The sequence below is a fragment of the Microbacterium sp. GW823-FHT02G05 genome (genome assembly GCF_058797175.1).
Genome location: NZ_JBXAJK010000002.1, coordinates 834,098 through 847,608, shown reverse-complemented (window position 1 = coordinate 847,608; position 13,511 = coordinate 834,098). Strand labels below are relative to the sequence as shown.

At 67.0% G+C, this 13,511-nt stretch carries 14 protein-coding genes; 9 read left to right on the top strand and 5 right to left on the bottom strand.

From position 1 onward, the window contains the following. Positions 1–5: 5 nt before the first annotated feature. Positions 6–1,238, bottom strand: a complete 1,233-nt coding sequence (locus AC1REM_RS14110; protein WP_492515175.1) for a CpaE/TadZ family protein — start codon at positions 1,236–1,238, stop codon at positions 6–8. After that, the gene (locus tag AC1REM_RS14105) at positions 1,238–1,858 is read right to left on the bottom strand and encodes an SAF domain-containing protein (protein WP_492515174.1); all 621 of its coding nucleotides are present in this window, start codon (positions 1,856–1,858) and stop codon (positions 1,238–1,240) included. Before AC1REM_RS14105 ends, AC1REM_RS14110 begins: the two co-directional genes overlap by 1 nt. A gap of 98 nt (positions 1,859–1,956) precedes the next feature. Here AC1REM_RS14105 and AC1REM_RS14100 point away from each other — a divergent pair, with 98 nt between their 5' ends. Next, positions 1,957–2,235: a helix-turn-helix domain-containing protein gene (locus AC1REM_RS14100; protein WP_492515173.1), complete on the top strand. Its 279-nt coding sequence runs from the start codon at positions 1,957–1,959 to the stop codon at positions 2,233–2,235. A 22-nt stretch (positions 2,236–2,257) separates the two neighbouring features. Here the strand turns inward: AC1REM_RS14100 and AC1REM_RS14095 are convergent, their stop codons facing one another. Further along, the gene (locus AC1REM_RS14095; RefSeq protein WP_492515172.1) at positions 2,258–2,860 is read right to left on the bottom strand and encodes a hypothetical protein; all 603 of its coding nucleotides are present in this window, start codon (positions 2,858–2,860) and stop codon (positions 2,258–2,260) included. Positions 2,861–2,987: 127 nt separating this feature from the next. Between AC1REM_RS14095 and AC1REM_RS14090 the strand changes: the two genes are divergently transcribed. Next, positions 2,988–3,374: an Rv3235 family protein gene (locus tag AC1REM_RS14090; RefSeq protein WP_204937710.1), complete on the top strand. Its 387-nt coding sequence runs from the start codon at positions 2,988–2,990 to the stop codon at positions 3,372–3,374. 9 nt (positions 3,375–3,383) lie between these two features. Here the strand turns inward: AC1REM_RS14090 and AC1REM_RS14085 are convergent, their stop codons facing one another. Both AC1REM_RS14085 and AC1REM_RS14080 read right to left on the bottom strand, forming a co-directional pair. Continuing rightward, a complete protein-coding gene (locus tag AC1REM_RS14085; protein WP_492515171.1) occupies positions 3,384–4,373 on the bottom strand; it encodes an N-acetylglucosamine kinase in 990 nt (329 codons plus the stop codon). 2 nt (positions 4,374–4,375) lie between these two features. After that, complete coding sequence (locus AC1REM_RS14080) at positions 4,376–5,299, bottom strand: N-acetylmuramic acid 6-phosphate etherase (RefSeq protein WP_492515170.1); 924 nt, start codon at positions 5,297–5,299, stop codon at positions 4,376–4,378. Positions 5,300–5,427: 128 nt separating this feature from the next. On the opposite strand from AC1REM_RS14080, the gene AC1REM_RS14075 reads away from it, so the two are divergent. The 7 genes from AC1REM_RS14075 (at position 5,428) to AC1REM_RS14045 (ending at position 13,447) form a co-directional block, all read left to right on the top strand. Next, positions 5,428–6,324: a MurR/RpiR family transcriptional regulator gene (locus AC1REM_RS14075; RefSeq protein ID WP_492515169.1), complete on the top strand. Its 897-nt coding sequence runs from the start codon at positions 5,428–5,430 to the stop codon at positions 6,322–6,324. 102 nt (positions 6,325–6,426) lie between these two features. Further along, positions 6,427–7,500 carry a substrate-binding domain-containing protein gene (locus AC1REM_RS14070; protein WP_492515168.1) on the top strand — a complete coding sequence of 358 codons (1,074 nt, stop codon included), beginning with the start codon at positions 6,427–6,429 and terminating at the stop codon, positions 7,498–7,500. 111 nt (positions 7,501–7,611) lie between these two features. Then, on the top strand, positions 7,612–8,934 hold the full coding sequence (locus AC1REM_RS14065) for an extracellular solute-binding protein (protein ID WP_492515167.1): 1,323 nt from the start codon (positions 7,612–7,614) through the stop codon (positions 8,932–8,934). Between the two features lie 59 nt (positions 8,935–8,993). Next, complete coding sequence (locus tag AC1REM_RS14060) at positions 8,994–9,923, top strand: carbohydrate ABC transporter permease (protein WP_492515166.1); 930 nt, start codon at positions 8,994–8,996, stop codon at positions 9,921–9,923. Next, a complete protein-coding gene (locus tag AC1REM_RS14055) occupies positions 9,923–10,855 on the top strand; it encodes a carbohydrate ABC transporter permease (protein ID WP_492515165.1) in 933 nt (310 codons plus the stop codon). The genes AC1REM_RS14060 and AC1REM_RS14055 overlap by 1 nt, the downstream gene beginning before the upstream one ends. Next, on the top strand, positions 10,852–11,859 hold the full coding sequence (locus AC1REM_RS14050; RefSeq protein ID WP_492515164.1) for a hydroxyacid dehydrogenase: 1,008 nt from the start codon (positions 10,852–10,854) through the stop codon (positions 11,857–11,859). The genes AC1REM_RS14055 and AC1REM_RS14050 overlap by 4 nt, the downstream gene beginning before the upstream one ends. Before the next feature lie 91 nt (positions 11,860–11,950). After that, positions 11,951–13,447, top strand: coding sequence for a sensor histidine kinase (locus AC1REM_RS14045; protein ID WP_492515163.1), 1,497 nt, complete (start codon positions 11,951–11,953; stop codon positions 13,445–13,447). Positions 13,448–13,511: the final 64 nt, after the last annotated feature.

Genomic DNA, 13,511 nt, shown 5'->3' with positions numbered 1-13,511 from the left:
GGCGCTCACCGCGGCAGGGCGAGCAGTCGTCGGGGCGACCGGCGCCGCTCGCGCCGCAGGGGCACTGCATCTGCGGTACTGGGCGCGGTTACTCCGTTGGTGAGCCTGCGTACGGCGCTGGCGAAGGGCGCGCGGGGGACGACATCGGCCACGGGGCGCGAGTGCAGTAGCGCGGCGTCCAAGGCGCGGGGGTCATCGGGCAGGAACTGCACGTCGGTGATCCCGGAGAAGCGGTCCAACGCGCGGCGGATCTGACCTCGCGCATCGATGCCCAGCGGGCCGGTTCTCACACGATTGACGAGCACGGTCATCGGCGTCGAGCCGATGTGCGCGCGCACCTCCGCGTGGGCGCGCACGAAACGGGCGATGCCCAAGGGATCGGCGCTGGTGACGGCGAAGACCTGATCCGCCTCTTCGAGCACGGTGCGGGTCGCGGCGTTGCGTCGAGGAACCTGCAGATCGCTGAGCAGCTCTTCGTCCGCGTCCAGCGGGGGAGCGACATCGATGACGGTGTGCGCTGCCCAGGATCGGCAGGCCAGGAGCGTCGCGCGCAGTCGTTCCGCGGAGAGCTCCGGCCAGCGGGTCGGCCGGTTCAGACCCGCCAGTACCTCAAGGGTTCCGGTACTCGTCTCTAGGGGAACGGCCAGGCGGCTGAGCTCCTGTGCATCGAGCGAGCCGAGTTCGGCCCGTCGACACGCGGCCGCGATACCGGGGCCGTCGTCCGTGAGTCCGAGCAGCAGGGCGATCGCCGGCGCATAGGTGTCGGCGTCGATGAGTGCGACGCGCCCCTCGCGCGCCGCGAGGGCCGCGCTCACTTCGATGGCGAGCGAGGTGCGACCGGGAGCGCCATGCGGCCCCCAGACCGCGAGGAGCAGGCCATCCTGCTGGGGCACGGGGGTGGAACGACGCTCGCGCTGCAACGCCTCGAGGATCTGCCAGGCGCTGCTCGCGGCGGAGAGCGCGGGGTGAAGGCCGTGTCGCCGCGCGAGGCGCTCGGCAGCATCCCCGTCGCCGAGCAGCAGAATGCGAAGTCCGGCGCGGTCGCACGCCGCGAGCAGAGCGGGGCGGAGCAGGGCGGGGTCGGCGGGGAGGACCAGCGCCTCGGCATCGGGAAGGTCCTGTTCCGCGCCTATGAGGGCATCGGGGGTGAGAGAGGCGATGACCTCCGCGCCCGCGAGAGGGAGGTCGTCGAGCAGGGTCCGGGTGAGATGCTCGTCGAGGGCCAGTGCGATGCGCATCAGCTGCCAGCTCCGAGGGGAACGATCGACAGCGCGCTGCCGTCGGCGATGGCCTCCATAACGCTCGCCACCTCCGAGCGCTCGATGACGAGCTCCAAGGACGCCTGCTCCTGACTGAGCATCGCATCCTCCTTGGAGACCTGGGCGACGGTCGCCTGCGAGAGGAGGATGCGCGGAGCGTCGAATCCGCGTCCTTCCGCTTTCGTGGGCGCTGCCCACACCTCGACCGTGCTGCCGTGCCGGACCGCCTCAGGAACCCCGACGCCGATGGTGATGACGATCGAGGTCGTTCGCATCGCATCGGCGTCGCCCGTCGCGGAGGAGGGCACGAGCTCGCCCTCTCGGATGGTGCGTGCCGCGACGACTCCGGGTTCCAGCGTCGCCGGGGTGAGGTACTCGCTGGCGATGGCTCCGAGCGCGACATCGACGACGCGGAAGTCGTCTGAGCTCAGGACATCGCCGGGGACGATCGTGCGTGTCGCCTGCAGCGCGGGCGATGTCTGTCGTGTGGAGGAGACCACGAGCCAGACGCCCGCGATCGACGCCGCGATGAGCGCGATGCCTACGAGAAATCGATAGTCTCCCCAGAATCGTCGTCGGCTGCGCGGTATCGTCGTCATGCGGCAATCGTCACAGAACGCACCCCACCGCCGTCGAAGTTATCCACAGTCGATCGGTGGCGAAACCCCGCGGAGCGAACGAGAGGACAATGAGTGCCATGCCTGAAGCATCCGCCTCTCCCCAGCGCTTCCTGGCCCCCGCTCAGGTGGCCGAGCTGCTGAGTCTCGAGGTGGGCGACGTGATCGCACTGGTCAAGGAAGGTCAGCTGCGGGGCATGCAGGTGGGCTCTCCGGCTCGATGGCGGATCGACGAGTCCAGCCTCGGTGAGTACATCGCGGCGCAGTCTGAACTCTCCCGGCGAATGGCGCTCTGGCAGCAGTCAGAGGTCGCCAGCTTCCCCGAGGTGTGGGGCTCGGTCAGCCGCTTCGGCAACTGATCCCGCAGGGCGGCGTCGGTTCTCAGCCGAGCACACCGCCCAGAGCGACTCGTTCGGCCATCACGCTCAGCAGCGCGTCGAACGGGACGACGCGGAAGCCGCGCACGGCCTGTGCGCGGCGCGGCTCGTTGAGGTCATGCAACGCGAGATCCAGATGGTCCGCACCGGCCCGGTCGATCGTGCCGCTGAGTTCCAGCCCGCCGCGGATGCGGATCGTCACCCGCACGCGTCGTCGAGCGAGATCACGCAGGACGAATCCGAGGGTCATGCGTTCACGCATCGCCGAGAGTCCGTCGCTGGGTGCGCTGCTCGCGAGAAGGGTCGGGTGGTCCATGGCCCAGAGGGTGATGCTGGCAAGGGGCATGAGGAGCAGTGCGTGACCGGCAGATGGCTCGATGGCGAGCCAATCCGCGCCGACCGCCCGCAGCCGCCCGGCGGCGGTGCTGGCATCCGCGAGCGTCAGGGCGACGGCTGCGCCTTCGGCGGAGAGCGTGTGAGCGCGCGTACGCAGATCGAGCCGGGCGATGCGCAGCCGCTCTGACTCGGCGTTCAGCGCAGCGCGCTCCGCCTCCCATCCGGAGGCGAGCTGATCTTCGAGGTCCTCGAAGAGACGATCCCATTCCACGGATTCGAGAGTAGGCGCAGACGTCGGAGGGGCGTTACGGGTTATCCACATTCTTGGGATCGCGGCCCCCGCGGCGACTTCGCATCATGCTCTACTGCTCGCACACGATTTCTGAAGAGAGTCATTGATGAGAACGCTCGAACAGTTCGCCGTACAGCCGACGTCGTCCGTAGACCTGCCCGACCCCGCGCCGCTCCTCGAAAGCCTGACGCGAGGTGCGCTGGAGGTGCTGGGCGGTGTCCGCGAGGCGGAGCAACTGATCCGCTGGTTCACCGAGGACGCGTACCGCTCCCTGCTGGTCCGCGCGAACCTCTCCGCCCGGGCGCGCAGCGCACGGGGCGTCGCACCGGCCCGTCCGGTGTTCCAGATCCTGTCGACGCGCACGTGCGAGCCGGCCGATGGGATCGTCGAGGCCACGGTCATCGTGGCGACGCCGGCGCGTACGCGTGCTGTCGCGATGCGCCTGGAGGGTCTCGATCAGCGCTGGCGCGTCACGACTCTCGCGATTCTCTGAACGACGCGATCAGACCCAGAGGTATCCCGGTACCTCGCGCAGCTCGCGCGCGTGCGCTCGTCGGGCGAGGAGGAGCGCTCCGTCAAGCGGGTCGCCTGCCGGAACGCGGATCTCCGCGTCAGGTCGCAGCGCCCGAACGGTCTCGGTGAACGACTGCGAGACATCTCCGGATCGGGCGACTCCGCCGGTGAGGGACACCCGCGGCTCCACGCCGGAGACCAGCGCGGCAATCGCCGAGCGCGCGGCGTCCGCACCCGCGTTCCGCAGGATGTTGCGCGCTGTGACGTCGTGCGCGGCGAGCGCGGCGACGTCTGTGGCGAACGAGGCGAGCACTCCTGCGCGGTCATCACGAGTGTAGAACTGTCCGGGCCACGACGTCGGATCCCCGAAGCGCGCTCGGGCAGAATCCAGAATCGCGAGGCCGGCCGCGTCGACGCCATCATGTGCGCGGAGCGCGGTGCGAAGGGCAGTCATTCCGATCAGGGCACCGCTGCCACAGTCGCCGAGGAGATGCCCCCAGCCGTCGACGCGCTGCCAGAGTGCGCGCCCATCGCCGCCGACAGCGACGGCACCGGTGCCCAGGGCGACGATCGCTCCGGATGCACCGTCGAGCGCGCCGAGATGCGCCGTGACCGCGTCGATCGCCAGTGTGACAGGCACAGGATCGGAGTGATCGCGTCCGATTCCGAGCTCGTTGGCGGCGCGCGACATGCTGGCTCGCAGTGCCTGGTGATCCGTGATGAGCGTGCCGATCCCCGTGGCGCCGACAGCCAGTGACGAGACGCCCCCGACCGCGTCCGGCCAGGCGTCTGCGGCGATGCGCAGAAGGGCGACGATGGCATCGGCTGCGGTGGCGCCTTCGCTGGTGATCGAGATGCGCGCTCCCGACTGCACCTGTCGCGCAGCGCCGGGGGCGGCCTGCAGGGCGATCCGACTTCCGGAACCACCGATGTCGATGCCGAGTGCGGGAGGACCGGCGCGGAACGACGACGCGGTCATCGTCAGGCCGTCGCGAGCAACGTGAGTGCGGTGCGCACGGATCCCTCGCTCTGTGCGAGCGCATCGCGGGATGCCGCGATACCCGCGTCGGAGAGCGTCGCGACGATTGCGATCTTGAGGTCGCCGTCGGCGGCGGCCAGCTGCGACCGCGCCGCATCGTCGTCGAGTCCGGTGGCCTCACGGAGAATTCGCACGGTGCGGTCGCGGAGCTTCTCGTTGGTCGCGACCATCGAGACCATGAGGTTCGACCAGGTGCGACCGACGGCGACCATGAGCGCCGTCGAGAATCCATTGAGGACGAGCTTCTCTGCGGTCGCGGCCTTGAGGCGTGTCGATCCCGTGAGCACCTCAGGGCCGGTATCGAGCAGTACGTGGATGTCTGCGAGCGGGCTCAGGCGGGCCGCCGGATTGCTCGAGATGAGTGCGGTGTATGCGCCCCGCGCTCGTGCGGCCTCGAGTGCGCCTCCGACGTACGGGGTGTTGCCGCTCGCGGCGAGTCCGATCGCGACATCGTCGGGGCCGAGTCCCGCTGCGGCGTCTGCTCCTTCGGCGGTCGAATCCTCGGCGTTCTCCACAGCGTGGACGATCGCGGCGTCGCCGCCGGCGATGTGTGCGGTCACGCGTCCGGGCTCCAGATTGAATGTCGGAAGCAGCTCAGCGGCGTCGAGTACACCGAGCCGCCCGGAGGTGCCCGCGCCGAAGTAGTGGACGGCGCCACCGCGACGGAAGCGCGCCGCGGCCTCGTCGACGAGCGTGGCGAGAAGGGGCAGGGCGGCCTGGACAGCGTTGACGGCCACGCGGTCCTGGTCGTTGAGGAGGGTGAGCACACCGAGGGACGGCTGCAGGTCGAGGTCGTGCGACGCGGCCAGACGCTGCTCGGTCGGCGGTAGCTCGACGGTCGGCTCGGCCTTCAGGGGGGTGGTCATCCTCGATGCTCCTCGATGCTCGTTGCGCAGAAAGCGCCTGACTAAAAGTATCGCAGATTGTCTCAAGTGTGAGAAAATTTGTCGGACGCGACACGAGAGCCGTGTCCGAAACGGAGAGGAGCGCCGAGATGGTCGATGGGATCGTCGCGCTGCGGCAACGGCTCCCGCAGCTCAGCGCATCCGAGCGACGCGTCGCTGAGACCGTCATCGCACGCCCGTTCGTCGTCGTGGAATCGACGATCTCCGAGCTCGCGGCGCTGTGCGGGACCTCGTCGGGCACGGTTGCGCGAATGTGTCGGGCGGCCGGGTTCTCTGGCTACAAGGAATTTCGCATATCAGTTGCTGCGGCGCCTTCGCGCCCCCGTGACGCGCAAGTATTCCAGGTGTCCGACGCGGAGATCGCGGCATCCGACTCGCTTGCCGAGGTCGTCGCCAAGGTTGCCTATCAGCAGACCCGTGCGATCGACGACACTGCGAGAACCGTCGACCTCGCCGCACTCGATGCCGTCGTGGGTGCCGTTCGCTCGGCACCACGTGTCGACATCTTCGGGGTGGGATCGAGCGGCCTGGCTGCGAGCGATCTGCACATCAAACTGCAGCGACTGGGCGTGCAGAGCGTGCATTGGGCGGATGCGCACCTCGCGCTGGCCTCCGTGGCCGTCACTCGCCCCGGCGGCGTCGCGATCGCGGTGTCGCACTCGGGGGAGACCCGCGAAGCGGTCGAGTTCCTGGCCGTGGCCGACGAGCAGGGGGCGACGACGGTCGCGGTGACGAACTTCCCGGCGTCCGCCGTCGGCGCCCACGCGCAGTTCGTGCTCGCGACAGCCGCGCAGGAAGGCGCACTTCGCGCCGGCGCGATGTCGAGTCGGCTCGCGCAGATGGCGATCGTCGACTTTCTCTGCGTCCGTCTGGTCCAGCACGATGTCGGCGGCGCCAACCGGCTGCTGCAGACGACGCGCCAAGCCGTGCGGGGGCATCTCGTGGCACGGGGCAGCGCGGAAGGTCCGGTGGTCGACGAGCTGTGAGCCACGATGAATCCTTCCGAATGAGGATGACGTTGTGGACAGTGGCACTATCGAGAGATATGGTCGTCAGAAATCGAACATATTCGATCATGGAGGTTCCGATTGATCGCTGCTGCTCGTCACGACGCGATTCTTCGCGAACTCGACCTGCGAGGAACACTGACAGTATCCTCGTTCGCTCTGCAGCTTGGCGTCTCGTTGATGACGCTTCGCCGCGACCTGGCAGAGCTGGAGCGTGCGGGAAGACTGGTTCGCGTGCACGGCGGAGCCGTGTCGATCGCCGTGGACAAAGAACGGCAGAGGTCGTCGTCGCGAGACGGTACGCCCAAGCGTCCGATCGCGACGATTGGAATGATCGTCCCTTCGGCGTCGTACTACTACCCGCCTGTGATCCGTGGAGCGCGAGATGCCGCTCAGCAGATGAACTGTCGCCTCGTGCTCGGAGCAACCAACTACTCTTCGCGTGAAGAGCTCCGACAGGCGCGCAGGCTCATTGCGCTCGGCGTGGATGCGCTGATGATCACCACTGCGCGTCCGCTTCAGGAGGGATCCCCCTTGCTTGAGTTGCTGCTCTCGGCGGCGATTCCGGTCGTCGTTGTCGAACGAGCGATCGACGAGCGTATTGCTGGACATCTCGAATCTGTGCGCAGCGACCATGCCTATGGCGCAGAGCTGGCCGTTCGGCATCTCATCGATCGCGGGCATCGACGCATCGCTCTCGTTGCCCGGGATGCGCCCACGACGGTCGGCCTGCGCGAGGGGTACAGTCGTACGCTCGACCGCCTGGGCAATCACGAGCCGCGCCTGGACTGGCACCTGCCGGGAGTGGAGAACGGCAACGACGTCGTCGACAGTCTGGAGCGGCTCTTGGCGGAGGTTGCCGAGCAGGAGATCACGGCGGCGCTGGTCCTCGGAGACGTAGAGGCGATCGCGCTCGTCGATCTCGCCTCAGACCGTGGCGTCCGCGTGCCCGATGACCTCGCGATCGTTGCATACGACGATGAGATCGCCGCACTCGCGTCGATTCCGCTCACGGCCGTCGCGCCGCCGAAATATGACCTCGGGCACTCGGCGCTGCGCCTGTGCATGGAACGGATCCGCACGGCGAATCAGCCCGCCCAGGCCGTCACCAGAACGCTCATGCTGCCGGCGCTCGTCGCCCGAGAGACATCCTGAACTCTCACTTCTGTTCGTTATTGTTCGATTAATGCACGTGGACTTGTCGAACACTCCCATCCTGCGATTCAGTGGTCCTACCCGCATCGTTCTGACTTCAAAGGAGATTCCATGAACCTGCGTCGCCCCCTGACCGCGACCCTTGCACTGCTCGCGACGGGATCACTTCTCATCGGATGCGCGTCTACTGCGAGCGCACCCGCTGAGAGCGAAGTGCCGACCACAGCACCTGCCCCATCCGGAGAGGTCACGTTCTGGTCCACGCTGCGCGGCATGGAAGACGTCGCCAAGGCGTTCAACGCCGCGCAGAACGACATCGTCGTGAACTTCGAGCAGATTCCGAATGCCGCCAACGGCGGTTACACGAAGCTCTCGGCAGCGATCAAGTCCAACACGGGACCGGACATCGTGACGATTGAATACGACAGACTCCCGGGCTTCGCCCAGGCTGGCGCTGTCATCCCGATCGACGGCCTCGTCCCCGCTGGTCAGCTGAAGAAGTACCCCGCGGAGATCCTTGAGCTCACCACATTCGCGAAGGAGACCTATGGCGTCCCGTACGACGCTCAGCCGCTGATGGTGTATTACCGTCAGGATCTGCTCGAAGCCGCGGGCGTGGGTGTCCCTTCGACCTGGGAGGAGTATGAGGCGGCAGCACGCGCCATCAAGACCGTCAATCCGGATGCGTACATGACGACGTTCGCACCCAACGAGCCGCTGGCGCTCGCCGCACTCGCCTGGCAGGGCGGCAGCAAGTGGTTCTCGGTCGAGGGTGACGCGTGGAAGATCGGGATCGACGACAAGGCATCGCAGAAGGTCGCGGACTACTGGCAGGGCCTGATCGATGAAGGGCTGGTCAAGGTCGGCGTGGCGTTCAGTGACGAGTGGACCGCGGATCTCAACAGCGGAGCCATGGTCTCGTGGGTCGGCGGCGTCTGGAGTGCGGCTGGGCTGAAGACCCGCACGGAGGCCGCGGGACACGCTGGGCTGTGGGTTGCCGCCCCCGCACCGAACTGGGGCGAGAAGGAGTCCAGCGCGTTCTATGGCGGATCGAGTTTCACCATCACCTCGAACTCGAAGAACGCGGCGGCCGCTGCGAAGTTCATCGAATGGGCGACGAGCACACGTGAGGGCATTGCTGCTCGCGGTGAGGTCGGAAGCGCGTTCCCGGCATACCCCGGCCTCGCCGAGGTCGCGGCAGAGACATTCCCCGCCGAGTACTTCGCGAATGACATCTATGAGGCGTTCGCCGAGTCATACAGTCACCTCTCGACGGGGTGGACCTGGGGTCCCAACTGGGAAGTCAGCAGCACCGCCCTGAAGGACTCGCTGAGCACGGTGGGCTCCGGCCGCACATTGGGGGATGCCCTCGACACTTCTCAGGTGGCCACCGTCGACCAGCTGGCGCAGCTGGGTCTGAACATCACCGAGTAGTCCCTCCGGATGCGACGGGGCATCGCCCCGTCGCATCCGATCGAATGAAAGTCACGCAGATGTCCTCCCTGACTCGCACGCGGGTGCCCGTCGTTCGGCGACGCCATATCCCGGGTACCGGTGGCCGCACGGCCGCCATCTTCCTCACGCCGTTCTTCGCGCTCTTCCTTCTGACGATGGTCGCCCCGGTCGCCTACGCGATCGGTCTGAGCCTGTTCATCGAGAAGCGCGAAGGACTCGGCTTCGGCGGCGCCGAGACGGTGTTCGCCGGCCTCGAGAACTACATCACAGTGCTCTCGAACGAGGCGTTCCTGAGCGGCTTCGGCCGGCTCGCGCTCTACTGCGTGATCTACGTGCCGATCCTGCTGGCCACGGCACTGCTCTTCGCTCTTCTGCTCGACGCCGCGGTGGCGAAGGCGAAGCGTCTGTTTCAGCTTCTCCTCTTCCTGCCGCACGCTGTGCCGGGTGTGATCGCTGCGCTCATCTGGATCTACTTGTACACGCCGGGGGTGAGTCCGATCGTGCAGGTGCTCGCCTCCGGTGGCATCCAGCTCAACTTCCTGTCAGCGGAGATGGTGCTGCCGTCGATCGTGAACATCTCGGTCTGGTCGTGGACCGGCTACAACGTCATCATCCTCTTCACCGCCCTGCAAGCGGTACCTCGCGAGGTCATCGAGGCCGCACGGGTGGATGGTGCGAGCGAACTGCGTTCCGCGATCTCGATCAAGGCACCGCTGATCACCTCGGCCCTCGGTGTCTCGCTGCTGTTCACGGTGATCGGCTCGCTGCAGATGTTCACCGAACCGCAGATTCTGACAATGGCGACGACGTCGGTCACCAGCACGTGGGTTCCCAACATGTGGGCATACGACGCCGCCTTCAACCGCAACAACCTGCCGCAGGCGGCCGCGGCTTCGATCATCCTCGCCTTCTTGGCAGGATCGTTGTCCTGGCTCGTCACCCGATTCGCCGCAAAGGGGCGCAGCTGATGACCACGACACTTGAGCGCGTGAATGAACGTGCATCCGGCAGGATGACCGCGCCGTCCGAATGGCCACGTCGTCGCCGTCGAAACGGCGCACTCGGTCACAGCCTGGCCTCGACGATCAGCGTCAACACCATGCTCGTGCTGGGATCGGCCTACATGGTGCTGCCACTCGTCTGGCTGCTCTTCGCGACGACGAAGAATGCTGCTGACTTCTTCGGCTCCGGAGTCTTCACGATCACCAAGTTCTCCTTCTGGGAGAACATCGCCTCCGTGCTCGCCCAGAGCGATGGGATCTTCCTGCGCTGGATCGCGAACAGCGTGATGTACGCCGGGATCGGTGCGATCGTCGGTGGCTTCATCTCGCTCGCGGCCGGCTACGCCTTCGACAAGTTCCGTTTCCGCGGCCGGGGGGTGCTCTTCGGTGCCGTTCTGATCGGTGTGCTCATCCCCAACACCGCCACGGTCATTCCGCTCTATCTTCTCGCGGCCTCCGCGGGTCTCACCAACAATCCGCTCGCGGTCATCATCCCGGTCCTCTGCAACCCCTTCAGCGTCTACCTCGCGCGGGTCTTCTGCGAGGGCTATGTTCCGGATGAGACGCTCGAAGCCGCGCGGGTGGACGGTGCGGGCCCGATCCGCTCCTTCGTCAGCATTGCGGTGCCCATGCTGACGCCAGGGTTCGTGACGATCGCGCTGTTCCAGTTCGTCGGCATCTGGAACAACTTCATGCTGCCGCTCGTGATGCTGCAGAACCCCGACATCTTCCCACTCAGCGTCGGCATCTCCCTCTGGCAGGGGTACACGCAGCAATCCCCGGACTTCTCGCCGATCGTCATCACGGCATCCTTCCTGTCGATCCTTCCGCTGGTGATCGCATTCATCCTGCTGCAGCGCTTCTGGCGGGCGGGACTGTCGGCGGGAAGCATCAAGTGAGCCCGCAGCGGCTGCGTGTGGGCTTCGCGATGCGCGACGAAGTGCTGGCGCGCGTCTTCCCTGAGGGGGTCCGCGCCGGTTTCGCGGAGATCGCCGACGATGTCGGCCTCTTCACGGACTTCGACTCCGACAGTGCGCGATCGCGACTCGCAGAGGTCGATGTGCTCGTCACCGGATGGGGCAGTCCTCGAATCGACGACGCCGCGCTGGCCAGCGCGCCGCGTCTGCGCGCGATCGTCCACTCCGCGGGGAGCGTGAAGTCGATCGTCGGCGATGGAGTGTGGGAACGAGGCATCATGGTGAGCTCCGCGGCTGGAGCGAATGCCGTACCGGTGGCAGAGTACACGGCGGCAATGGTCGTCCTGGCGAACAAGCACGTCCTGCCGATCGCCGCGGACTACCGGGCTCTGCGCACGGAGTTCGATGTCGAAGCCCGGTTTCCTGGTCTCGGCAACTACCGCAAGAGGGTCGGCATCGTGGGAGCGTCGAAGATCGGACGCAAGGTGATCGAGCTTCTCGGCCCATACGATCTGGAACTCGTCGTCTACGACCCCTACCTCTCGGAGGAGGAGAGCCGGAACATCGGCGTGCGGTGTCTGGGGCTCGCAGAGCTGCTAGCGACCTCGGATGTCGTCTCCGTGCACGCGCCGAGTCTGCCGAGCACACGTCGGCTGCTGGACGCCGCGGGGATCGATTCGATGCGTCCGGGGGCGACGCTCATCAACACGGCCCGAGGAGAGATCGTCGATCAGGATGCTCTGCTTCGGCGTTTGGTGGCGGGAGAGCTCTTCGCCGTGCTCGACGTCACCACTCCCTGGTTGCTGGCACCGGATCATCCGTTCTATCGACTCGACAACGTGGTGCTCACCCCGCATATCGCCGGCTCGCTCGGCGTCGAGCTCGGGCGCCTCGCGGAGGTTGCGCTCGACGAGGTGCGCCGCATCGTCGCGGGGGAGTCACTCGCGCATGCCCTGCACCCCGACGAGCTGGCGATCACGGCGTAGGTGCCTTCCGCTCGCTTCGGCCGAGAGCGGTACGGCAGGCAGCGGAAGCGCGCGCAGGAGGACGACATCACCCAGCGTCTAGGCTGGGAGGGTGTCAACACTTAGTGACCTTGTGCATGCCCAGGGACGCCTGAACGACGCTGACGTCGAATGGCTCCACCGCCTCTCCGGCGACGGTCAGCTGATCGCCGATCTCGCCTTCGCCGACATCGTCATCTGGGTGGCGACAGCGGATGGCTCCTTCGTCGCGGTCGCACATACGCGACCGAGCAGCGCGGCAACGCTGTTCTATCGCGACATCGTCGGAGATCAGGTGCGTCCGCAGTGGCGCACGCAGGTGCAGGGCGCCTTCGACTCAGCTCAGATCGTCGACTCATCCTCACCTGACTGGTTCGAAGAGACTCCGACGCGCGTGCGTGCCGTGCCGATCGTGCGCGAGCGCACGAAGGACGGCGAGGTGCCCGCGGTGATCGGCGTGCTCACGCGCCACACGAACCTCAATGACGCTCGTACGCCGTCGCGTCAGCAGATCACTTTCAACGAGTGTGCCGACGACCTCTGCCGGATGATCGCCACGGGCGAGTTCCCCGACCTCTCCGCGCCCACGTCTCCGCGCCGCGGCGCTCCGCGGGCGTCGGACGGGCTGATCCGCCTCGACGTCGACGGGATGGTCACCTTCGCGAGCCCGAACGCGCTGTCGGCGTTCAACCGCATGGGCTTCGATGACGAGCTCGAGGGGGAGTCGCTCGTCGAGGTCACCACGCGCATTCTGCCCTCGACGCACCAGGTCGACGAGTCGCTCCCCGTCGTCGTCACAGGCCGTGCGCCGTGGCGCACCGACATGGAGGCGCGCGGGGTGACGGTGTCGTTGCGTGCGATTCCGCTGCGCGACCGCGGCACGCGGATCGGCGCGATCGTGCTGTGCCGGGATGTCTCCGAGCTGCGTCACCAGGAGCAGGAGCTCATCACCAAGGACGCGACGATCCGCGAGATCCACCACCGCGTGAAGAACAACCTTCAGACGGTGGCATCGCTGCTGCGTATCCAGGCGCGTCGCACGCATTCGGACGAGGCGCGCGAGGCGCTGACGCAGGCCATGCGCCGCGTCGCCTCGATCGCGGTCGTGCACGACACGCTCTCGGAGGGGCTGGCGCAGCAGGTCGACTTCGATGAGGTCTTCGCCCGGGTGCTGAAGCTTGTCGCCGAGGTCGCAGCTGCTCCGAACACGCGAGCGCGCACGCAGTCCACCGGCCGCTTCGGGGTGCTGCCGAGCGAGTACGCGACGCCACTGGCGCTTGCGCTCACCGAGCTCGTCACAAACGCGGTGGAACACGGTCTCGCGGGGCAGGAGGGCTTCGTCACGATCGACGCGGTCCGCACGGCGACGAACTTGCGCGTCAGTGTCGCGGACACCGGCCACGGTCTGCCGGAGGGACGCGTGGGTCAGGGGCTGGGCACGCAGATCATCCGCACTCTGATCCAGGGCGAGCTCGGCGGCTCGATTGATTGGCATTCGGCGAACATCGACGGTGCTGCTGCGGGCACCGAGGTGACGATCGACATCCCGCTGCGCTGGCTCAACAAGTAGGGGGATGCGACGCGAGGGCGGGGAGTGGATGCAGCAGCATCCACTCCCCGCCCTCGCGTGAAGT

Coding starts and splice junctions, on each gene's coding strand:
- AC1REM_RS14105 (WP_492515174.1), bottom strand. CDS start 1,858: ATGACGACGATACCGCGCAGCCGACGACGATTCTGGGGAGACTATCGA.
- AC1REM_RS14090 (WP_204937710.1), top strand. CDS start 2,988: ATGAGAACGCTCGAACAGTTCGCCGTACAGCCGACGTCGTCCGTAGAC.
- AC1REM_RS14110 (WP_492515175.1), bottom strand. CDS start 1,238: ATGCGCATCGCACTGGCCCTCGACGAGCATCTCACCCGGACCCTGCTC.
- AC1REM_RS14085 (WP_492515171.1), bottom strand. CDS start 4,373: ATGACCGCGTCGTCGTTCCGCGCCGGTCCTCCCGCACTCGGCATCGAC.
- AC1REM_RS14075 (WP_492515169.1), top strand. CDS start 5,428: ATGGTCGATGGGATCGTCGCGCTGCGGCAACGGCTCCCGCAGCTCAGC.
- AC1REM_RS14080 (WP_492515170.1), bottom strand. CDS start 5,299: ATGACCACCCCCCTGAAGGCCGAGCCGACCGTCGAGCTACCGCCGACC.
- AC1REM_RS14100 (WP_492515173.1), top strand. CDS start 1,957: ATGCCTGAAGCATCCGCCTCTCCCCAGCGCTTCCTGGCCCCCGCTCAG.
- AC1REM_RS14060 (WP_492515166.1), top strand. CDS start 8,994: ATGTCCTCCCTGACTCGCACGCGGGTGCCCGTCGTTCGGCGACGCCAT.
- AC1REM_RS14055 (WP_492515165.1), top strand. CDS start 9,923: ATGACCACGACACTTGAGCGCGTGAATGAACGTGCATCCGGCAGGATG.
- AC1REM_RS14065 (WP_492515167.1), top strand. CDS start 7,612: ATGAACCTGCGTCGCCCCCTGACCGCGACCCTTGCACTGCTCGCGACG.